Consider the following 20,423-nt stretch of genomic DNA (forward strand, 5'->3'; position numbering starts at 1 on the left):
CCGCATTTGCAAGCCGTATTCGCGCGCTTCTCCGGCCATCGCTTCGTACCGGACAAGGCGAGACGACGCACCTCACCATAGCTCCGTCAATCCAATAAACATCTTCTATATAGTGGATAAAATATAGAAAATTCCTTTTATCAACCCCCGTGTATATACTACGAGTAACTTGATATTGGAGGAGGATGCGCATGCAAGCCTTATCGGAATTGTTCCACCGGTACGCCGTCCGTTATTTCCGCGATTCCAGTCCGCTCTACGAAGCGCTTTCGCTTCGAATCGCGAAGGATGCCGAGCTGCTCGCGCTTGCCGCGCAGGCGCGAGCAGGCCAGCCTCAGCCGAACATGCTCTTCGGCGCCGTACATGATGTATTGCTCCAGGGAGCCCGGCACCCGCTCCGCCGCTTCTATCCGAGCCTTGTCGACGATCCCGGCGAGCCGGCGCTCGCATTCGAGCCGTTCCGATCGTTCTGCGCCGCGTATCGGCGCGAAATCGTCGCGCTGCTGAAGAGCAAGCGCGTGCAGACCAACGAGGTCAATCGCTGCGCGTACCTCTATCCTGCTTTCTGCCATGTTTACCGCCATTCGGGCAAGCCGCTCGCACTGATCGAAATCGGCACGAGCGCCGGGCTGCAGCTGCTGTGGGACCGGTACGGCTATTCGTACGGAGCGGACGGCGCTGCATACGGCTGCGCGTCTGCCGCGCTTCGCCTGGAATCGGAGCCGCTTGGAGACAACAAGCCCGATCTCCTGCTCGAAAGTCCGCCTGTCGCTTCCCGCACCGGCATCGACCTGCACGTCAACGACCTTAACGACGAAGCGGATCTGCGCTGGTTGAACGCGCTCATCTGGCCGGAGCATAGGGAGCGCCGCATGCGGCTGACGACTGCGGCAGCGTGCTTGAAGCGTACGCCCGTCCGGCTGATCGAAGGCGATGCCATCGAGCTGATCGCGGATGTGGCCGCCGAAGCGCCAGCGGAAGCGACGCTGTGCATCTTCCATACGCATGTCGCCAACCAGTTCACCGCCGAGGCCAAGCAGGCATTAAGGGCGCGCCTTCGGGAACTTGGCCGCAAGCGCGATTACTATCATCTCTATAATAATATGGACGATCTCGATCTCCATCTGGACGCGTATTTGGACGGGGAGCTGCATCCGACGAAGATCGCGGAAACCGAAGGCCACGGACGTTGGTTCAGGTGGCTGATGTAGACAACCAGCATCATAAGACGATCGCCGTTCTAAGCGCTTGACGCCGGAACGGCTTTCGTTGTTACTTCGGGGAATGGAGCGCCGCCCAGGAGACGATAAGTAAAATTTAATTTCGGTCCCCATGCTTCCATGTATTTACTGTAAGTATCATTTGTATTACTATAAATAATACAAACAACCGTTTTGAGGTGAGCGACCGAATGATGATTACTTTGCAGCTGGACAGCGACACGCCGATCTACGAGCAGCTGCGCAACCAGATCGTGATCGGCATCGCGACCGGTCAGCTCGAACCGGCCGAGAAGCTGCCGACCGTCCGCCAGCTCGCCGACGAGCTCGGCATCAACGCGATGACCGTCAACAAGGCCTACGCGCTGTTGAAGCAGGAAGGCTATATCGTCATCGACAGGCGCCATGGCGCGAAAATAAGCCCCCGAACGCCGGTCGGCGCAGGAAGCCAGCCGCCTCCGCGACTGGAAGAGCAGCTTCAGCTGATCATTGCGCAAGCGGCTATCAAAGGCGTCGAGCGCTCGCAGTTCGATTCGCTGTGCGATCGCATTTTCGCCCGGATGAGGTACGAGCCTCAGCCTTGAGAACCGCCTTGGCCTCGGCATCTCGCGCTTCCGCCATCCCTGTTCATGCCCCTGCCTTAAGGCATCCGCCGAGCCTGCCTTCATCCACTGACTCAGTTCTCAACGAAAGGAGCCCGTCACGATGTTCATGACCATCACGCTGATCCAGCTCTTCCCGATTCTGATCCTCTATCTCGCGATGTGGGCAACTTACCGGCCGCTCGCCTCCTACAAGAACGGCATGCTGTTCGCCGTCACGCTCCCCGCGCACGCCATCGAGCATCCGGCGGTCGGCGCCATTCAAGTACGGTTCAAGAAGCAATTCGCGCGGTTGAGCATTTGGCTGGGAGCCGCCGCCCTCCCGCTCCTTGCGTTGAACGCATGGGAGGCCTTGAATGCCTATTCGTTCATCTACTTCTTCGCTTGGCTTACCGTATTCATCGTCGGCATGGCTGCTCCGGGCCGGCGTGCCTTCCGCGCCACGCTCGCCTTGAAGCGGGAACAGGAATGGTTCGTCGGCAAGAAGAACGTCGTGCACGGCGATCTGCGGGCCGCCCGCATGAAGAACGCCACATCCGCCCCGATCGGCTTGTTCGCTTTCCCGCTGGCGATCTCGATCGGAACGCTCTTATGGGCGATCCGCGAAGAGGAGCCGCTGACCGGCATCGCATACGCGGGAATCGGATTAACGCTGCTGCTGGCAATCGCCGCTTACTATATGGGCCGAATGAAGGCGCAGGCGTTCAGCGCGAACAGCGACTTGAATTTGAGCTTAAACCAAGCGCGCCGGAGAGCGTTATCCTACATGTGGCTGCTGCTCGCGATTGCGCAGAGCGTTCACGCTCCGCTTCTGATCGCGCTGCTGTCGCTCGACAGCACGGCGGAGATCGGCATCTGGATAACGGTTCCCGCCCTGCTCGCCCTTGTCTCGCTTCTCCTCGTACTGACGACATACCGCCGTATTCATGCCCGGGAGCAAGAAGCGCTGTCTCAGGACGGGCAGGCGATTTATACCGATGACGACGAGTATTGGGCGAACGGCTTTACGTACCATAATCCGTACGACAACGCGGTGATCGTTCCGAAACGGATCGGGATCGGGACGACGATCAATACGGGCACCGTCGCGGGCAAAATCATCGCAGGCGGGATCGTCGCGTTGTTCGCCGGCACGATCATTGTCGTATCCTTCCTCTTAATTCGTTCCGAGCTCACGTCCCCGATGCTGACGCTCACGGCTGAACATCGAATCGAAATCGACTATCCGATGTATGATTACGGCTTCCCGCTTGCCGATATCGAACAGCTTGATCTAGTCGATGAAGTGCCGAAGGGAAACCGGACGAACGGCGAAGGAACGCCGCGCGTGGCAAGAGGCAAATTCACGCTGAAAGGGCTGGGCGCGGCGCGGCTCTATGTCTACAAAAACAATCCGCCGTACATTCGCATCAAGCTGCGCAATACGTATATCTTCTTCAACGACCTCGACCCGGAACGCACGAAGCAGCTGTACGCGCAATTGGAGCAAGCTTGGCAGCCGTGATCGTTCGCCATGCGGTTGTCAGTTGCGGCGAAGCCGAAATGTTGGGCATAGAAGACGAACAGCCTGCAGCGCAATCGCGCTGCAGGCTGTTCGACGGTCGAGACGGAATCGATAGGCCGATTCTGCGCGGGGCTTATTCTTCCAATTCATCCCGCTGGCTGTTTCTTGCCAGCGACGAACCGGTGAACCGTTTCCGGTACGACAGCGGCGTTATGCCGACATGCTCCGCGAAAGACCGCGAGAAATGAGGCGTCTGCTTGAAGCCCGTTTCGTCGGCGATCTTGGAGATCGGCCAATTCGTCTTCATCAGCATCAGCTTCGCCTGGTCCATCCGGTACGAGAGCAAGTATTGCTGCGGCGTGCAGTCGAACACCTCGCCCATGCAGCGCGCGATGTAATTCGGATGCAGCCCCATCGCTTCGCCGAGCTTGCTGTTGGTCACCGTCGTGCGGAAATTCATTTTCAAGTAGGCCGCCGCTTCTTCGGCGACGGAGATCGGCGCTTTGGCCGCGTCGCTCCGCCAGCCTTCGTCGAACAGCTGCATCAGATGCAGGAACCATTGCTGGCGCTGCCAGAACGCGGCATGCGACGTGCCGAGCGCCGCATCGTGCAGCTTGCTGAACAAGGAGATCGCTTCTTCCGGATAGGCGACGGTCATCGTTTTCGGCAGCCGGATGGCGTATGAATAGTAATCGCCCCGCAGCGTGCCGCAGCTATTGCCATCGTGCTCCTCCCACGGTCCGGCCGTCTGGAAATGCACCCAGTCGAACACCGTTTCTTCCGTGCAGGGCTTGGTTGGATAATGCCATAGATCAGGCCTGAGAATAAGCATCTGGCCCGGGCCGATTTCCCATGTTTGGGACTCTTCGCCGACATATAAAGTGCCGCTATGAACGAACAGCAGATCAAACACGCCGATATTCCGGCGATTCGGATGCTCGCCGCCTTTCGGATACGTTCCGCGATTAGACTCGATGAAGTAAGGAAGCGGCGGAGATAGAAAGGTAAGCAGCGGTTCGGACGACAAGAGAAAATCCTCCCTAAGTAGGTTTACGCCCGTTTATTTTATCAGACTATCGCAGGATGGGATATACCCATTTCGCAAATAAACAAGCCCCAGCCCCGGGAGCGGCCGAGCGAACGCCTGACCGCCGCAAGCGGCTTGCTCGTTCCGGATCGCGTCCAAGGAATCGCTTAAGTTCATGTTCTCGCTCATGCGTTCAGCCCCTATAGTCAAACGATGCTCTTCTAACGGGTATCGTCTTCGTGCTCAGCCATGCAATCGCTTGCCGTACCAACGGAGAGCAAGCCGCGGATGCAGCTTCATGGATCGGAAGCCACTCAGCGCCCGATGAATCCTGTCCTTCGAACGGCTCCACTGTTCCTGCCGCCTCGGCGGGGTCTATAGAAGCCTCGTATAATATCGCGATATGGTGCACAGTCTCAGTCGCGCCATCCTGCCGCATCCATTTCACGTCGAAATCGCAAACGCCGATACTGGCAAGCGTTTGGACGACATAGCCGGTTTCCTCTCTCATCTCCCGCATCATCGCTTGCTCCAGCGACTCCGACGGTTCCGGACGGCCGCCGGGCAAATCAAACCGCCCCGTGTACGGGCCGAGACGTTTACGTATAACCAAGAGCTTCTTGTCCATTACGCATATCCCGTAAACCCCCATATGCCGGTAAAATTGTTCCGCCATATTCTGATACGCCCCTTATTGACCCCTGCCGCGCTTATTCGGGATTCGGAATGCCGTGCATGCATGATCTATTCGCGGCCAAGAGCCGCAGTTCCTCCTCATCCTCGCGGAAGCCACTTGATCCCAAGCGCAAGAAGAATGGAATGACATGCGCATCCCGTCCATTGTAGGGCTGGAGAAAAACAGGGAATGAGCACTCGCCGGATGTTTCGGAGCTATAGTGGGATGGATAGGTGGGCAGGATTTTGGGCTCGCATGCCTCGAATGCCCCTCTGGGCCGGAAAAAGCTGCCGTGTGAGCAGGATTCCAGGCCCGGATGCCTGTTAAGGCCGAAAAATCCTGCCATGTGAGCAGGATTTGGGGCTCGATTGCCCCTCTGGGCTTGATAATCCTGCCGTGTGAGCAGGATTTTTGTCTTGATTGCCCCTCTTGGCCGGAAAAAGCTGCCGTGTGAGCAGGATTTGGGGCTCGATTGCCCTTCTGGGCTTGATAATCCTGCCGTGTGAGCAGGATTGGTTCACTGATGTTTTTAAAGCGTAGATCTTTTTCTGTCAACAAAAGATTCTTTACAGCACGAATGGACGGCATCGTCCATGCCGTCCATTCAGAGTGCAGAGAAACCTTCGTTTTCATCCAAACGGCGAGTTCTCTTTTGTCCCTAGTTTTGAATTCAAGTGCTTGCTTAGCCGATAATGCGATTCAAAATCGCTCTGCCTTCCGACTGGAACATGATGAATGCATCATTCAGCGGATCGAGCGGCGAGGCGTCGGAACCGATCGCCTTCAGTTGGAGCGTCGCATTCGCGATGATCAAGGTAAACGACGTGACACAGCCGGCGAACGTATCTTTGCCTTGCGCGTAAAGCACCGTCTTCTGGTGCGTCGTCGTCGCTTTCGCGAACTGCAGCGCAATGCTGATCAGATCGCTCGAGCATCGGCCTTGCAACGCCGCAAGCTGGTTCAAGGTGTCCTTCACGATGGCATTGACCGCATTAGGATCCGGCTTGACGTTGCCATTGCCATTACCATTGCCATTACCATTACCATTGCCATTACCATTGCCATTACCATTGCCATTGCCATTACCATTGCCATTGCCATTACCGTTACCATTACCGTTACCGTTACCATTACCGTTACCAATACCGTTATTGCCTTTGCCGTTGTCCTTGCCGTTACCGTTGTTTTTGCCGTCGTTCTTACCGTCGCTGCCCTTGCCGTTCTTCTTGTCCTCTTGCTTCTGCTTAATGAGTTGACCGATATGCGAGAACGTCGACTCTTTCTTTTGCAGCCCGTGCGCGTACGTTGCGGCAGGCGCCGCGGTCGCGCACAAGACGGCGATTGCCGTCATGACTGCCAATTTACGCTTCAACATAAGTTCCCTCCAGATCCCTTACGGGCGTAGTCGCTGCTCGCGGATCGAATCGGCGTAGCTCTTGCCGCGGCTCAGTCCAAGCTTCTTCGCGATGGCGGCGAGCTTGTCGTATTCTTCCGGCGTCAGCTTGGCCATGGCTTCCTGCTTCAGCTCCCGCTTCTCCGCGACGGTCAGTCCGCCTTTGAGCTTCCCGCTCATCGCCTTCAAATCGGCGGCATCCCAGTGGTTCAGCAGCACTTTGCCGATGGCGAGCCGGTCCTTCACGGTCGCCTTACGGGCGGCGGTCGCGACATCTTCCGGCGGTACCGCCGCTTGCGGCGGCTGCTTCGGCGATGACTGCCCGTCGCCGTCCTTGCCCGCGTTCGCCGCCTTCGCCGCCTTCGCCGCCGGTTTCGGCGCTGGCGCCCGGTGACGAAGCGCGCCCGATGACGAGGCATGCTTCCCCGGCGGGGACGCTTCGCGTTCCTGCGATTCATCCGCCGGTCTTGCCGCTGGCGGAGCCGCCGCGGCGGCCCCCTCATCGGAGTCAGCCCCGACGCTGTCTTGCGCCGCCTCATCCGTCAGCACCTCCACCAGCTTGTCCGTCATTACCGTATAGGCGTACCAGGCAGCGCCGGCGAGCAAGAGGACGACGGAAGCCGTTATCGCTGCCCATCGTTTCCAGGATCGCTTGCGCGCGCGGCCCGTTCCCATCGCGTTAGAAGTTCGCCGATTGACGGTCCGCCTCGGCGGCATGGACGGAACGGCGGCCGATGGAATGGTATTGAATGCCCTGCTCCTGCATGGCGGAGAGCGGGAAGCAGTTGCGGCCGTCGATGATCAGCGGATGCCGCATCCGCTTCTTCAGGAGCGCAAGGTCCATCTGCCGCACATCCTGCCATTCCGTCAACACGACGCATACGTCCGCGCCTGTCACGGCCTGCTCCAGACTTTCGCAGTAATGCACGCCTTCCGGCAGCTCCCGCTTCGCCGTCTCCGTCGCGATCGGATCGAACGCCGTAACGATCGCCCCCTGCTTCAGCAGTTCCGGAATGATCGTCAGCGCCGGCGCATAGCGCATATCGTCCGTGTCCGGCTTGAAGGCGAGGCCGAGCACCGCGATCTGTTTGCCCGCAAGGCTGCCCAGCGTGCTCCGCAGCTTGTCCAGGATGATCAGGCGCTGCCGCTGGTTCGTGCGGATGACGGACTTAAGCAGCTCGAAATCGTAACCGGCCTTGTCCGAAATATGCGCGAGCGCGTACGTATCCTTCGGGAAGCAAGAACCGCCGTAGCCGATGCCCGCCTGCAAAAACTTGCTGCCGATGCGGCTGTCCAGCCCCATCCCTTCCGCGACGTCGGTCACGTTGGCGCCGACCCGCTCGCAGATGTTGGCGATCGCGTTAATGAAGGAAATTTTCGTCGCCAGGAACGTATTGGCCGCGTACTTGATCATTTCCGCGCTTTCCAGGTCGGTCTTGAAAATCCGCGTGCGGAACGGCGCGTGCAGCTCGGCGATCGTCTCGCGCGCCGCTTCGCTGTCGGAGCCGATGACGGCGCGGTCCATGTTCATGCAGTCGTTGATCGCGGAGCCTTCGCGGAGAAACTCGGGATTGGACACGACGTCGAACTGCGTCCACGGATTGCGTTTGTTCGCCTGCACGACCTCGCGGACAAGCTCGCCGGTGCCTACGGGAACGGTGCTCTTGTTGACGATGATTTTGTAGCCGTTCAGATGCTCGCCGATCTTCTTGGCCGCCGACATGACGTAACGCATATCGGCTTCGCCGGTCTCGGACATCGGCGTGCCGACGGCGATGTAGATGATGTCCGACGCTTCGATCGCTTCGCCGACCTCCGTCGTGAAGAGCAGATTGCCGCGCTCGGCGTTCTTGGCCACGAGCGCATCAAGTCCGGGCTCGTAGATAGGAATGCCGCCTTTCTTGAGCATGTCGATTTTGCGCGCGTCGACGTCGCAGCAGATGACGCGATTGCCGATTTCGGAGAAACACGCCCCCGATACCAAGCCGACGTAGCCCGTTCCGATCACCGTGATTTTCTTCATCTATTTCGCCGCCTTTGTCAGGAGTGAGAATTGTTGTTCGTACACCTGCTGAATATACGCGAGCATATCCGCCTGCAAGTCTTCGCGCTGCAAAGCAAAGTCAAGCGTTGCTCTAATGAAGCCGAATTTGTCGCCGACGTCGTAGCGCACCCCTTCGAACTGGTACGCGAGCACGTTCTTCAGATCGTTCAGCTTCTTGATCGCGTCCGTCAGCTGAATTTCGCCGCCGGCGCCGGGCGCCTGGTGCTCCAGGATGTCGAAAATATCCGGCGTCAGCACGTAACGGCCCATGATGGCATAGTTGGACGGGGCGGCTTTGCGCGACGGCTTCTCGACGAGCGTGTCCAGGAAGAATACCGACGGCTCGATGGAAGAACCGCGCGGCGCGATGATGCCGTACTTTGATACATCCTCGTCGCTGACGCGCTGCACGCCGACGACCGAGGAGGAATAGCGTTCGAATACGCGGATCAGCTGGCTGAGGCAAGGCTGCTCCGACTGCACGATATCGTCGCCGAGCAGCACCGCGAACGGCTCGTTGCCGACGAAGCTGCGGGCGCACCAGATGGCATGACCGAGACCTTTCGGCTCCTTCTGGCGGATGTAGTGAATGTTCGCGAGATCGGAGATGGCGCGGATCTGCTCCAGCTCCTTGCTCTTGCCTTTGGACTGCAGCGTCTCTTCAAGCTCGAACGACTTGTCGAAATGATCCTCGATCGCCCGTTTGCCCCGGCCGCTGATGACCAGAATGTCTTCGATGCCGGATGCGATCGCTTCTTCGATGATGTATTGGATCGTCGGTTTGTCGACGATCGGCAGCATTTCCTTCGGCTGCGCTTTCGTGGCTGGCAGGAACCGGGTTCCGAGACCCGCGGCAGGGATAATCGCTTTACGCACTTTCATGAATAAGCCTCCTCGCAAGCAAATGTTGGGCAATCAGATCGATGACGCGCTCCTGCTCCGGCACGGACATATTGGAGCCGGACGGCAGGCAGACGCCGTGGGCAAACAGCTGGTCGGATACGCTGAATTGCGGCGTATCGGTGTAGTAATCGTACGCGCGCAGCAGAGGCTGCAGATGCATCGGCTTCCAGACCGGACGCGCTTCGATGTTCTCGCTGGCGAGAAGGGCGACCAGCTCCGCCGGCGTTATGCCGATGACGCGCGGATTGATCGTTATCGCCGTCAGCCAGCGCGTGGACATGCCGTACGCCGCTTCCGGCATGAACGCGACGCCGTCGATGCGCGACAACGCCTGCTCGTAGCGTTCGAAGACGGCGCGGCGAGCGGCGACGCGCTCTTCAAGCACCTTCAGCTGGCCGCGGCCGATGCCCGCGAGCACATTGCTCAGCCGATAGTTGAAGCCAAGCTCGCTATGCTCGTAATGCAGCGCCGCATCGCGGGCCTGCGTCGACCAGAAGCGCGCTTTCTCCAGCGCGTCCAGGTCGTTCGAGACGAGCATGCCGCCGCCGGAAGTCGTAATGATTTTGTTGCCGTTGAACGAATAGACGCCGAACGCGCCGAGCGTACCGCTTGCTCTGCCCTTGTACGTGGCCCCGAGCGACTCGGCGGCATCCTCGATGACCGGCACGCCATAGGCGCCGCAAAGCTCGAGAATCGGATCAAGGTCGGCGCTTTGCCCGTACAAATTGACGACGATGACGGCTTTCGGCAGCCGGCCGTCCTGCTTCGCCGAGACGAGCGCGCGTTCGAGCGCCTGGGGCGACATGTTCCACGTCTCGGGCTCGGAGTCGATGAATACCGGCTCCCCGCCTTCGTACAGCACCGGATTGACGCTGGCGATGAACGTGAGCGTCGAGACGAAGACGCGGTCGCCGCGTTCCAGCCCGACCAATCGCAGCGCCTGATGGATCGCCGACGTGCCGGAGCTGAGCGCCAGCGCTCCCTGCGTGCCGACGAACGCGGCCAATTCGCGTTCGAACCCGTCGACATGCGGTCCGACCGGCGCGATCCAGTTCGTGGCGAACGCTTCTTGTACATACTCATGCTCGCTGCCGCTCATATGCGGCGAAGATAGATAAATCCGGCCTTGATGTGCCATAGTGCAATCGCTCCTTGTCTGTGTATTCGGTCCAACGCAAGCTATTCGAGCACCCGTCTCGCCTTGGCGGGTACGCCGACCGCGACGACGCGCGGGGGAATATCGCATACCGCCGCCGCGCCGGCGCCGAGCACCGACCATTCGCCGATCGCGACCGCCGGAATGACGGCGCAGCCGATGCCGAGGTGCGCGCCTTCGCCTACCTCGACGCCTCCCGCGACGGCGGCGTTCGGCGACAGATGGGCGTACGCGCCGATCGTCGCGTCATGCTCGGCCACCGCGCCGGAATTGACGATGGCATGCGCGCCGATGCGCGCGCCCGCGTTCACGACCGCCCCCGGCATGACGACGGCGCCCGGGGCAACCGCCGCCCGGGGCGACACATGCGCGCCGGGATGCACGATCCGCGCGTAGCATGCCTCCGGCAGTGCGAGCCGTTCCACAATGGCCCGCCGAACGGGATTGCCGCCGATCGCGACGACGAGCCGGCTGCCCGGATACATCCGAAGCACCCGGGGAACGATGCCGACCGGGCACTGCCATACGCCGTCCTCCATCCGTTTCATCTCGTCGAATTTGTCGTCCGCGACGGCGATAAGTTCGAACCGCCCCATCGCTTCGGCGATATCCCGGACGACCCGGCCGTGGCCGCCGCAGCCGACGATGACGAGCGGGACGAGCGGCGGCGAGTCCTTCGGCGACGGCGGCATCTCCGCGGCGGCCGCTTCACGCGGCGCCGGTGCCTGCTCTGCCTGCGCCGACGCCTGTTCTGCCTGCGCCGACGCCTGCTCTGCCTGCGCCGACGCCTGCTCTGCCTGCGCCGACGCCTGCTCTGCCTGCGCCGACGCCTGTTCTGCCTGCGCCGACGCCTGTTCTGTCTGCACCGGTACTTGATCTGTCTGTGCCGGGGCCTGCTCTGTTAGCGCCGACGCCTGCTCTGTCGGCACCGATGTATGCTCTGTCCGCGCCGGCTTCCCGAGCGCCTCCCTGCCAGACATGCGGACCCTTGCCGCCGGCCGGTTCACAGCGCCTCCCGGGAGCTGCGCGTTCCGGCGAATTTGGTCGTCGTGACATGGCCTTCCTGCTGGATCCCTTCGCTGCGCAGCACCTTGGACACCGTCTTCAGCGCGATCCGGAGATCGAGCAGCAGCGAATAATGCTCGACGTACCAGACATCCATGCGGAACTTGTCCTCCCACGAAAGCGCATTGCGGCCGTTCACCTGCGCGAGCCCGGTTATGCCGGGACGAACGTAATGCCTGCGCGCCTGGTCCTGCGTGTAGAGCGGCAAATATTCCATCAGCAGCGGACGCGGCCCGATCAGGCTCATCTCGCCGGACAGCACGTTCAGCAGCTGCGGCAGCTCGTCCAGGCTGAGCTTGCGTATCAGCTTGCCGAACGCCGTCAGGCGAACCTCGTCCGGCAGCGGGTTGCCGTGCCGGTCCTTCGCATCGGTCATCGTCCGGAATTTGCGGACGTAGAACGGATTGCCGAACCGGCCCGGCCGTTCCTGCCGGAACAGCACCGGCGAGCCCAGCTTCGCCCGCACGGCCAGCGCCGTCAGGGCGATAACCGGCGAGAGCAGCGCGAGCAGCGTCAGGCTGGCGGCGATGTCGACGCCCCGTTTGACGAAGCGCTGCAGGCGGCTGCGCCAGGACGAGGTCAGCCGCTTGCGAAGCGCGATCTCCTCGTACATGACAAGCAGCCGGGAGACGACCTTCGCTTCCGTGAATTGCCGTTCGACGCGCCTTCGCCCTGCTTCGCCGAGCCGCGCGCGGCGCGCGGGCTCGTCCATCATGCGCGCCAGCGCATCGGCGAGCTTTTCCCCGTCGCGGTACGGCACCAGCTCGCCCGTCGCTTCCGGGCTTCCGCCGCGGTCGGACGCTACCAGCTCCCGCGTGCCGAGCACGTCGGTCGCCACGATCGGCTTGCCGAGCGCCATCGCTTCCATGAGCGAACGGGGGATGCCCTCCTTCTCGCTCGTCAGCGTCACGGCATCCGCCATCAGCTGCCACGGCAGCAGATCGGATTGATGGCCGATGAAGGCCACGTCTCCGTCCAGGCCTTCCGTCTCGATCCGCTTCCGGATATCCGCTTCCAGCGGGCCCTGGCCGGCAAGCACCGTCACCCAGCCGAGCGCGCCGCGCCGCTTCAGCGATGCGAGCGCGTCGAGCAGCAGATCATGATCCTTGACCTTCTCGAACCTCGCCGCCATCAGCAGCATCGGCGCATCCGTCCGGATGCCGTACGCCTGCTTCAAGTCTTCCGGCTTCAGCCGTTCAAGCGCGCCGGCCGATAACCGGTCGAGCTTGTCCAGGTCGACGCCGTTGCCTTCGCAGTAGACCGGCTGCCAAGGCGCCAGCTTGCGCAGCGCCCAGGCGTCCTCCTCGTTCTGCGACGCAAGCGCGTCGCAGAACCGGGCGGCGAAACGTTCCAGCAGCCGATACGCGGTATAGGCCGCCTTGGACTGCCCCTCGTAGAAAGGAAGCCCATGGCTCGTATGCAGCACGATCGGCACGCCTGCGAGCCTCGCCGCCACGCGTCCGATCAGCCCCGCTTTGGCGGTATGCGTATGAACGATGTCGTAGCGCTCGCTGCGCAGCAGCTTCCGCAGCTTCCAGATGGACGCGAGATCCTGCAGCGGCCGGATCGTCCGGCTCATCGGCACGTCCCGCCATTGAAACGGGAACGAACCCCTGACGGACGCGTCCAGATGGTCCCCGGCCGAGATGAACGTCACCTCGCAGCCCGATTGCTGCAGCAGCGCCAGCTTATCGCCGAGGATTTTGTAGCTGATCCCCGACGTACAAATATGGGCGACTTTCCTCATCGCGCTCTCCCCAACCCTTCAAGCGATCTCTATTCCGGGCAATGCCTCGCTCCCGGCCAATCATCTGGCATTCAGCCCGGCCGCCATCCTCCGCGAGGAATAATACGCCCTGTACCAGTCGACGAACCGCCCGATGCCGTCCTCGATCGCCGTTACCGGCTTGAAGCCGATTTCGCGCTGCAAGGTGTCGATGTCCGCGAACGTCGCTTCCACGTCGCCGGGCTGCATCGGCATGAACCGCAGCTTCGCCTCGATGCCCAGCTTGAGCTCGATCGTGCGGATAAAATGCATCAGCGCCACCGGTTTGTTGTTGCCGATGTTGTACACTCTGTAAGGCGCATAGCTCGAACCGGGATCGGGACGCTCGCGATCCCAGGCGGGATCCGGCTGCGGCGGACGACCGTGGAGCCGGACGACGCCTTCCACGATATCGTCGATGTACGTAAAATCGCGCTGCATCCGCCCCTCGTTGTACACGTTGATCGGTACGCCGTTCTCGATATCCCGGGTGAAGCTGAAATACGCCATGTCCGGCCGGCCCCAAGGCCCGTAAACCGTGAAGAACCGCAGGCCGGTCGTCGGCAGGCCGTACAAGTGGCTGTACGTATGCGCCATCAGCTCGTTCGCCTTCTTCGTCGCTGCGTACAGGCTGACGGGGTGGTCGACGCTGTCGTGCACGCTGAACGGCATCAAGGCGTTGGCGCCGTAGACCGAGCTCGACGAGGCGTACAGCAGATGCCCGACTTCGAAGCGGCGGCATGCTTCGAGCACGTTGCCGAAGCCCGTCAGATTCGAATCCAGGTACGCGAACGGATTCGTAATGCTGTACCGGACCCCCGCCTGCGCCGCAAGATGAATGACCGACGTGATGCCATGCTTCTCGAACAGGCGGCTCAGCGTCATGAAATCGGCGATATCGCCTTCCTCCCCGGCGAAGCGGGGATGGCCGCACAGCATGCCGAAGCGGTCGCGCTTCAGCTGCACGTCGTAATAGTCGTTGAAATTGTCGAGTCCGACGACATCAAAGCCGTCTCTCATCAAGCGCTCGCTCACGTGATAGCCGACGAATCCGGCCGCGCCCGTTACTAGAATGGTCATAGCGCTTCCGCTCCCTTCGCATTGTCGTTCTTGACGTACACTTGCCCGCCGTTATTCGCCGTCGCGCCGGCTTCCGCGCCGTTCGCGAACGTCGCCGCATAGTCGCGGAACGATTCCCAGAAGGCGCGCCGCTGCTGGTCGAGCTTCGCTTTCGTATACTTCTGCGCCGTATGGAAATTCAGCTCCGCCTGCTCCTTCATCCAGGCCGTATTGCCGATCGCCAGCCCCAAATGCTCGGCGAACTGCTTATAGCCGCCCGGCTTATGAAGCCACTCCGCGCCGATCAGCTCGGGAATGCCCCCTGCCGTCGAGCCGAGAACCGGGCAAGCGCGGCTCATCGCCTCGATCGTCGCGCGCGGCAGCCCCTCCTGGAAGCTTGGCTGCACGTACAGATCCAGCTCGTCCAGCCATTCGAACACCGCGCTTCCGCTCGTCAGCACGCCGCAGAACTTCACGAGGCTCCCGATGCCGAGCTTCTCCGCGAGTGACCGCCAGCGGTCTGCCGATCCGTCGCCGAGAATATGGAACTCGAACGAGGGCAGCTCCTCCCACTGCACGCGGGCAAACGCGCGCAGCGCCGTATCGATGCCCTTGGTCTTGCCGTTCAGCGAACCGATCATGCCGATGCGGAACGGACGATCCGGATTCCAGGTCCCCTTGCCGGCGGCGATCCGCTTCAAGCGGCGGTCGAGCACGTCCGGCGAAACCGCGGGAATTTCCACGTTGGAGCAGGAGCCCTCCACGCCTTGCGCGGACAACGGATACCGTTTCTGCAGAAACTTCTCCGTCACGTAAATGCCGTACGGCGCCCGTTTGACGAGCGAACGCGTCTTCCATAAGGAGAACGGCGCGTACAGCTTGCCCTGCGCATTGCCGTAATTCCACAATCCGTCCCACGCGCAGGCGACCATCTCCACGGCAAAAGGCTTGCCGAGCGAACGCGCGACCCGAATCGCTTCCGCCCCGAGCTCGCTCGGCATCCGCGCGATGACGGCGTCCGCCTTGGCGATCGCCTCCCGCAGGCTATGCTCGACGATTCCGCGTTTCGTCAGCTTGTTGACGGGGTTGCTGAGCGACGGCAGCACGAGGAAATCGACGTTCGGGCCGCTCGACAGTGTCTTGCCCTTCATATCCGCATCCGCGGACGTGCGCTGTCCGCGGCAGGCGACCGTCATGGAATCGAAGACGCCCAAATACCGCTCCCAGACGGCGTAAGGCAATTTGCCGCCGGAATAGAACTTCCCGGTTTCATTGAAATAAAACGTATGGTCATGCGCCCAAACAACATGCATGCGTGTTCCCTCCCGCTTCCTGAATTCAACGATTGCGCGCGGCCGTTAACCGTGCTGCCTCGGATGCTGCGGCTTAAGCTCCGGGCCGAGCTGCTTCACCGGCTTCGCGGGCACGCCGGCCGCGACGGTGTTCGAGCCGACGTTCTTCGTCACGACCGCGCCGGCCGCGACGACCGAGCGGCTGCCGATGGTGACGCCCGCCAAAATCCGGCAGCCGCAGCCGATCCAGACGTCGCGGCGCAGCCAGATCATGCCGGTGACGACGGCATTGTCCCGGATCGGCAGTCCGGGATCCTGCCAGGTATGCTGGAACGACACGATCGACGTCTGATGCGCGATCGATACGTCGTCCTCGATCAGCACTTCGCCGTAAGCGTCCACGTAGCACTGCTTATGAATGCTGACATTGGAGCCGATCGACAAGCGCTCCCAATAGCGGATTTCCACGCCCCGGCCGACAAGCACGTTGTCGCCGCAGCTGCGGGCCAGCCGTTTGAGAATGGTATAGCGCGCGGCAATGCCGGGCAGCTCCGGCAGCAGGTCCGTCAGGTGCCACGCCCAGACGAGCAGCGGCTTCGGCACGAGGCGCAGCATGCCGGAAACAGCGTTCAACAGCGGTTTGGCGGAAACGAATAAGTCACGGCCCCGCATGGCAATTCCCCCTTTTCGTTCTCATGAAGCGATGCCCGGCCTCGGTCCGGCCGTACGGCAATCCGGCAGTTGAGCGAACGGCTTGCCGGTCGTCGTCCGCTTCTTATCATCTATACTTTTCCGCTCCGATAAATCGGGTTAATAGCCTGACCGGGCTGCATTTTGCCGGGCGGCAGGCTCCCATTCGGGTTCGCGCCGCGATTCCCGGGCTGCCTGCCGCATCGGCGGAACCATCTCGCCGCCCATACGAACGTATACGCCTGGTAGACGTACAGCAGCGGAAGAACGGGCAGCTTCTTGCGGACCATGTTGTCGCCGACGGTGCCCACGCCGTAATCCAGATCCCGCTCGGTAACGGTGACGTACCCGACCAGCACGAGCGTGCAGGCGTAGGTGAACAGCACGACGAAGGCGACGGCGTAGAACGGCCTCGTTTCCTTGAAACGGAGAAAGTTCAGCGCGCTGACGACCAGCCCCGCTGTCATGATCAGCGCTTCGAGCGTCCGCAGCAGCAGCTCGCTGTCCCAGTTGCCCGGATTGAGCGGATTGGGACTCAGGAACAGATAGACGACGAGCAGGCTCGCGTTGATCAATCCGAGCGGGCCGATCTGCATGACGAGCAGCCCCATCGCCGCAACCATGACCGCAAGGGCGGTGCGAAACTTTTGCCGGTACAAGAAGTAGAAGCCGAAGGTGTAGATGACCGCGTAATCGCGAAGCCCCGTCGCATACAGCAGCAGGAGGACGAACAGCACGTACCTCCGCCGCATGAGCAGGCTTGCGCCGTAGGCGCCGAGCAGCGCGCACAGCACGTCTTTGGCGAACATCGACGACATCAGCATGAAGGACGGACTCGCCAGCAGGCCGAAAATCACATAGGCATGGAACCGGCTGCGCTTGCCCTCCGGCAGCTCGTACGCGAACCGGCTCTCGTTCATGCGGTAGACGCCGTTGACGAGCAGCAGCAGGAGCAGGCCGTTCAGCATGATAATCGGCAGCGAATCCTCGATGTCCAGCCATTTGAAGAACGGCATGTACACCAGACCGAACATCGGGTAAGCCGATATGTTCATCCACTGCGTCACGATGTGGTTCCAGGCGTACGGCATGAAATCCGACAAGCGCTGGAACGTGCTGACCTGCTCGAAATAATGGATCGAATCCGGGCCGCCGACGGGATTCATCGTCGCCGCATACACCAGCTTGCCGAGCAGCATGACGCCGAGGCCGCCGAAGAGCGCGAACGGCGTATTCGGCCAGCGGAGCAGGAAGAAGAAGAACGGGATCAGCAGCGCGAAGAACGCCACCATGCCAAGCTTCTCGTCCAGGCCGAAGAACAGCTTCCCGAGCAGCAGCAGCATGACGAGATACATCGCGGCCAGCGCGGGATGATGCAGCGCGATCCTGGCCGCGGCCGGTTCGAGCGGGAGCGGGCTGCGCCGGCCAGGCAGGTAAGGCATGCCCGCCGCTTCGCCCGCTTGCTTCGCTCCGCGCCGATCGCTGCCCGCATGCATTTGCCCGCGTCCGTCCGCTTGCCGCCAGCTCCGCTTCCCGGCCGCCGCGAAATCGTTACCCGCCATAGAGCTGCTCCAATCGCCGTACGCTGGCGGTCATGTTGTAGCCGAGCCTGTCGAGCGCGGCCAGCCGCGACCGCCATTCCGGCGTCGTCGAGGCGGCCAGCCGGCGGAAGCCGTCCACCCACTGCGCCGGATCGTCCGTCAGCTTCAGCTTCGCGAACAGACCGAGCCTCAGATCCGCTTCTTCCGGGACGGCGTCCGACACGAGGCAGGGAATTCCGGCGGCCTGCGCCTCGATCAGCACGATGCCGAGCCCTTCGTATAAGGAAGGAAGGACGAAGCCGTCTACGGCGCCGAGCAGCTCGGGCACGTCGCTGCGCAGCCCGAGGAACGCCACCTGCTCCGAGAGCCCGAGCTCCTTCACCTTGCGTTCGATCTCCTCCCGCTTCGGCCCGTCTCCGACGAGCAGCAGCCCCGCGCCCGGCTCGCGCTTGGCGAATTCGGCGAAGCGGTCGATCAGGAACGCATGGTTCTTCTGCTCCGCGAACCGCCCGATATGCGCGAACAACGGCGCGTCGCCCTGCGGCAGGCCGAGCTTCGCCCGCAGCTGCCGCCGGTCCGGCGGCAGCGAAGCGTACGGCTCGACCGCTATCGCGTTCGGAAACACCATCACGCGGCCGTCCCGCCAGCAATTCGCGCCGTAGAGCGATTCGCAGGCGGCTTTGGAGCAGCCCAGCATATACGTCGCGTTCCGCCGGATCAAGCTGCGCATGTACGCGTTGTAGGCGATGCGCTTCAACGACTTCGCGGCGGCGCGGCCGCCGGACTGGACATTGTGGCTGTGGCTGATGCGCACCGGAATGCCAAGCTCGCGCGCGATCGCCAGCACGTAGCCGCTGAAGGCGAAAATGTGGCTGTGCACCGCCGCGTACGGCCCGTTCGCTTGAATATTGGCCGCAAGCGTCCGCTTGAAGGCGGACAGGCCGTCCTTCGGATGGGGCTGCCGGAGCAGCCGGCCCCCGAGCGCGATAATTTCGTCGTCGTAGAACGCCTTCTCGTCCGTCTGTACGGCAAAATGAAATTCGAACCGTTCCCGGTCGCATTGCCGGTACACGTTCATAAGCAGCGTCTCGATGCCGCCGGGATGCATTTTGCCGACGACGTGCAGCACTTTGATTTTGTGGGTCATGGCAGCATTCTCCCGATCTGTTCGTAGATTTCCTGTTTCTTGCCGAGCATCTTCCGGACGAACGTCGCGCTCGGCTCGGCATCCAGCCGCATCGCCGCGACCGCCTGCGCGGCGGGATCGCGGAAGTCGACCAGCTTGTCGGCAAGCCCCAGGTCGGTGAATATATCGCTCAGCTTCTTGTCCCATACGATCGCGTACGTCGGCTTCAGCATGGCCGCCGACGGCAAGCAGGCATGCAGCCGCTGCGCGATGACGGCGTCGCACTCGTCAAGCTGGCGGTAGAGCGCGTCCACCGAGGACGGATACGGATAGAAGCTCACATGCGGCAGCCCTTCGCAGCGCGGCTTGACGAACGTCTCGACGAAGCCGTTGTCCGTCGCCGCGCCGTTCGTGAACACCCGCACCTCGAAGCCTTGCGCGAGCAGCGCCTTCGCCGCGTCGCGCCACCAATCGGCGCAGGTCTCCCGTTCCCAGCGATGCGCGGAGGCGCGCTTCAGCTCGTTCGGGTCCATAATGCCGAGGCCGACGATGCGGCGTTCGGCGATTGCGGCCGCCGTCGCGGCACGCGGGCCGGCAGCGACGCGCCGGTTAGCCGTTGCGACGCTCCCGGCGGACGCGGCCGCCTCCGCGCCGTGCATGCCCGCCGCCGGCACGCCGCCGAATTCGCGGTCCGCGGCCGCAGCGGCTTCGCGAACGCCAAGCCGCGCGGCCTCGAACGTCTCCCGCGTGAACAGCGCGGGATCGCTGAGCGCGAACGTCTTGGACGCAAGCGACGGGTCCTTCTCGAGCAGAAACCTCCGCGATTCCTCGTCCCTCAGCGTGATCGTCGTCGCGTACCTGCAGGCACGGCGGAACCAGGCGCGGGCGGGCGCGCTCCAGGGGCCGCGCGCCCCGACGAGCACGATGTGCAAGGGCTTGCCCTGCCTCCGCGCCTCGTCCGCGACGCGCTTCACCGCGAGCGGGAACGTCAGGTACGTGTCGATCAGCAGATGCCCGCCGCCGAGGAACACCGCGTCGCACTTGGCGACGAGCGCCTTGAGCGGCCTGCCGACGGCCGCGTCCTTCCTTCGGTGGATCCAATAAGCCTTCATCATCCGCAGACCGTCCGGCGTCGCCCGCTTCTTCAAGCCGGCGTCGTTGATCCGCGGCAGGCTTGGGCGATCCATGCGAGCCGCGTTCTCCTCCTCGACTTCGCCCTGCGTAATATCGAAGTGGATTACGTCGTGCTTGCCTTGCATGTGAATGATATGGGTCAGCGTCCTGGCGATGAGGCCGTCACCCAAATTCGGCGATTTCGGTACGCCGGCGAGCAGCACGGTAGCCATGGTAACGTCAACTC

18 protein-coding genes are annotated in these 20,423 nt (G+C 62.0%); 3 read left to right on the top strand and 15 right to left on the bottom strand.

The genetic code is table 11. The features are described 5' to 3' along the window. Window positions 1-191: 191 nt before the first annotated feature. The 3 genes from GXP70_RS19265 to GXP70_RS19275 all read left to right on the top strand — a co-directional run bounded on the left by GXP70_RS19265 (window position 192) and on the right by GXP70_RS19275 (window position 3,326). Window positions 192-1,211: a DUF2332 domain-containing protein gene (locus tag GXP70_RS19265; RefSeq protein ID WP_318652385.1), complete on the top strand. Its 1,020-nt coding sequence runs from the start codon at window positions 192-194 to the stop codon at window positions 1,209-1,211. Window positions 1,212-1,411: 200 nt separating this feature from the next. Further along, complete coding sequence (locus GXP70_RS19270; RefSeq protein ID WP_162358343.1) at window positions 1,412-1,804, top strand: GntR family transcriptional regulator; 393 nt, start codon at window positions 1,412-1,414, stop codon at window positions 1,802-1,804. A gap of 121 nt (window positions 1,805-1,925) precedes the next feature. Beyond that, window positions 1,926-3,326 (top strand): DUF5808 domain-containing protein, encoded by a 1,401-nt coding sequence (locus tag GXP70_RS19275; RefSeq protein ID WP_225442478.1) that lies wholly within the window; start codon window positions 1,926-1,928, stop codon window positions 3,324-3,326. 133 nt (window positions 3,327-3,459) lie between these two features. On the opposite strand, the gene GXP70_RS19280 is transcribed toward GXP70_RS19275, so the two are convergent. From GXP70_RS19280 to GXP70_RS19350, 15 genes are all read right to left on the bottom strand, one after another. Then, entirely contained in the window at window positions 3,460-4,353 is an 894-nt protein-coding gene (locus GXP70_RS19280; protein WP_162358344.1) for a helix-turn-helix transcriptional regulator, read from the bottom strand. A 193-nt stretch (window positions 4,354-4,546) separates the two neighbouring features. After that, window positions 4,547-5,029 (bottom strand): NUDIX hydrolase, encoded by a 483-nt coding sequence (locus GXP70_RS19285; protein ID WP_162358345.1) that lies wholly within the window; start codon window positions 5,027-5,029, stop codon window positions 4,547-4,549. Window positions 5,030-5,711: 682 nt separating this feature from the next. Further along, complete coding sequence (locus tag GXP70_RS19290; protein WP_162354584.1) at window positions 5,712-6,404, bottom strand: hypothetical protein; 693 nt, start codon at window positions 6,402-6,404, stop codon at window positions 5,712-5,714. An 18-nt stretch (window positions 6,405-6,422) separates the two neighbouring features. Beyond that, a complete protein-coding gene (locus GXP70_RS19295) occupies window positions 6,423-7,097 on the bottom strand; it encodes a hypothetical protein (protein WP_162358346.1) in 675 nt (224 codons plus the stop codon). 4 nt (window positions 7,098-7,101) lie between these two features. Beyond that, a complete protein-coding gene (gene tuaD, locus GXP70_RS19300; protein WP_162358347.1) occupies window positions 7,102-8,445 on the bottom strand; it encodes a UDP-glucose 6-dehydrogenase TuaD in 1,344 nt (447 codons plus the stop codon). Continuing rightward, window positions 8,446-9,348, bottom strand: coding sequence for a UTP--glucose-1-phosphate uridylyltransferase GalU (gene galU / locus GXP70_RS19305; RefSeq protein ID WP_162358348.1), 903 nt, complete (start codon window positions 9,346-9,348; stop codon window positions 8,446-8,448). Further along, window positions 9,335-10,507: an aminotransferase class I/II-fold pyridoxal phosphate-dependent enzyme gene (locus GXP70_RS19310; RefSeq protein WP_162358349.1), complete on the bottom strand. Its 1,173-nt coding sequence runs from the start codon at window positions 10,505-10,507 to the stop codon at window positions 9,335-9,337. Before GXP70_RS19310 ends, galU begins: the two co-directional genes overlap by 14 nt. Before the next feature lie 41 nt (window positions 10,508-10,548). Beyond that, window positions 10,549-11,505: an acetyltransferase gene (locus GXP70_RS19315; protein WP_225442479.1), complete on the bottom strand. Its 957-nt coding sequence runs from the start codon at window positions 11,503-11,505 to the stop codon at window positions 10,549-10,551. A gap of 23 nt (window positions 11,506-11,528) precedes the next feature. After that, on the bottom strand, window positions 11,529-13,337 hold the full coding sequence (locus GXP70_RS30345; RefSeq protein WP_162358350.1) for a sugar transferase: 1,809 nt from the start codon (window positions 13,335-13,337) through the stop codon (window positions 11,529-11,531). Window positions 13,338-13,397: 60 nt separating this feature from the next. Beyond that, window positions 13,398-14,435 carry an NAD-dependent epimerase gene (locus tag GXP70_RS19325; RefSeq protein WP_162358351.1) on the bottom strand — a complete coding sequence of 346 codons (1,038 nt, stop codon included), beginning with the start codon at window positions 14,433-14,435 and terminating at the stop codon, window positions 13,398-13,400. Then, window positions 14,432-15,727 (bottom strand): glycosyltransferase family 4 protein, encoded by a 1,296-nt coding sequence (locus tag GXP70_RS19330; protein WP_162358352.1) that lies wholly within the window; start codon window positions 15,725-15,727, stop codon window positions 14,432-14,434. Before GXP70_RS19330 ends, GXP70_RS19325 begins: the two co-directional genes overlap by 4 nt. 45 nt (window positions 15,728-15,772) lie before the next feature. Next, window positions 15,773-16,378, bottom strand: a complete 606-nt coding sequence (locus tag GXP70_RS19335; RefSeq protein ID WP_162358353.1) for an acyltransferase — start codon at window positions 16,376-16,378, stop codon at window positions 15,773-15,775. 110 nt (window positions 16,379-16,488) lie between these two features. Beyond that, window positions 16,489-17,958, bottom strand: a complete 1,470-nt coding sequence (locus GXP70_RS19340) for a hypothetical protein (protein WP_162358354.1) — start codon at window positions 17,956-17,958, stop codon at window positions 16,489-16,491. Next, a complete protein-coding gene (locus tag GXP70_RS19345) occupies window positions 17,948-19,084 on the bottom strand; it encodes a glycosyltransferase family 1 protein (RefSeq protein ID WP_162358355.1) in 1,137 nt (378 codons plus the stop codon). The genes GXP70_RS19340 and GXP70_RS19345 overlap by 11 nt, the downstream gene beginning before the upstream one ends. Continuing rightward, a complete protein-coding gene (locus GXP70_RS19350) occupies window positions 19,081-20,409 on the bottom strand; it encodes a polysaccharide pyruvyl transferase family protein (protein ID WP_162358356.1) in 1,329 nt (442 codons plus the stop codon). Before GXP70_RS19350 ends, GXP70_RS19345 begins: the two co-directional genes overlap by 4 nt. Window positions 20,410-20,423 lie beyond the last annotated feature (14 nt).

It is taken from the genome of Paenibacillus lycopersici, from assembly GCF_010119935.1.
Lineage (GTDB): Bacteria > Bacillota > Bacilli > Paenibacillales > Paenibacillaceae > Paenibacillus_Z > Paenibacillus_Z lycopersici.

Excerpts from the sequence above, each read along its gene's own strand:
- GXP70_RS19290 (WP_162354584.1), bottom strand. The coding sequence starts at position 6,404 with ATGTTGAAGCGTAAATTGGCAGTCATGACGGCAATCGCCGTCTTGTGC.
- GXP70_RS19325 (WP_162358351.1), bottom strand. The coding sequence starts at position 14,435 with ATGACCATTCTAGTAACGGGCGCGGCCGGATTCGTCGGCTATCACGTG.
- tuaD (WP_162358347.1), bottom strand. The coding sequence starts at position 8,445 with ATGAAGAAAATCACGGTGATCGGAACGGGCTACGTCGGCTTGGTATCG.
- galU (WP_162358348.1), bottom strand. The coding sequence starts at position 9,348 with ATGAAAGTGCGTAAAGCGATTATCCCTGCCGCGGGTCTCGGAACCCGG.
- GXP70_RS19340 (WP_162358354.1), bottom strand. The coding sequence starts at position 17,958 with ATGGCGGGTAACGATTTCGCGGCGGCCGGGAAGCGGAGCTGGCGGCAA.
- GXP70_RS19275 (WP_225442478.1), top strand. The coding sequence starts at position 1,926 with ATGTTCATGACCATCACGCTGATCCAGCTCTTCCCGATTCTGATCCTC.
- GXP70_RS19330 (WP_162358352.1), bottom strand. The coding sequence starts at position 15,727 with ATGCATGTTGTTTGGGCGCATGACCATACGTTTTATTTCAATGAAACC.
- GXP70_RS19285 (WP_162358345.1), bottom strand. The coding sequence starts at position 5,029 with ATGGCGGAACAATTTTACCGGCATATGGGGGTTTACGGGATATGCGTA.
- GXP70_RS19265 (WP_318652385.1), top strand. The coding sequence starts at position 192 with ATGCAAGCCTTATCGGAATTGTTCCACCGGTACGCCGTCCGTTATTTC.
- GXP70_RS19315 (WP_225442479.1), bottom strand. The coding sequence starts at position 11,505 with ATGTCTGGCAGGGAGGCGCTCGGGAAGCCGGCGCGGACAGAGCATACA.
- GXP70_RS19295 (WP_162358346.1), bottom strand. The coding sequence starts at position 7,097 with ATGGGAACGGGCCGCGCGCGCAAGCGATCCTGGAAACGATGGGCAGCG.
- GXP70_RS19335 (WP_162358353.1), bottom strand. The coding sequence starts at position 16,378 with ATGCGGGGCCGTGACTTATTCGTTTCCGCCAAACCGCTGTTGAACGCT.
- GXP70_RS19345 (WP_162358355.1), bottom strand. The coding sequence starts at position 19,084 with ATGACCCACAAAATCAAAGTGCTGCACGTCGTCGGCAAAATGCATCCC.
- GXP70_RS19350 (WP_162358356.1), bottom strand. The coding sequence starts at position 20,409 with ATGGCTACCGTGCTGCTCGCCGGCGTACCGAAATCGCCGAATTTGGGT.
- GXP70_RS19270 (WP_162358343.1), top strand. The coding sequence starts at position 1,412 with ATGATGATTACTTTGCAGCTGGACAGCGACACGCCGATCTACGAGCAG.
- GXP70_RS19310 (WP_162358349.1), bottom strand. The coding sequence starts at position 10,507 with ATGGCACATCAAGGCCGGATTTATCTATCTTCGCCGCATATGAGCGGC.
- GXP70_RS30345 (WP_162358350.1), bottom strand. The coding sequence starts at position 13,337 with ATGAGGAAAGTCGCCCATATTTGTACGTCGGGGATCAGCTACAAAATC.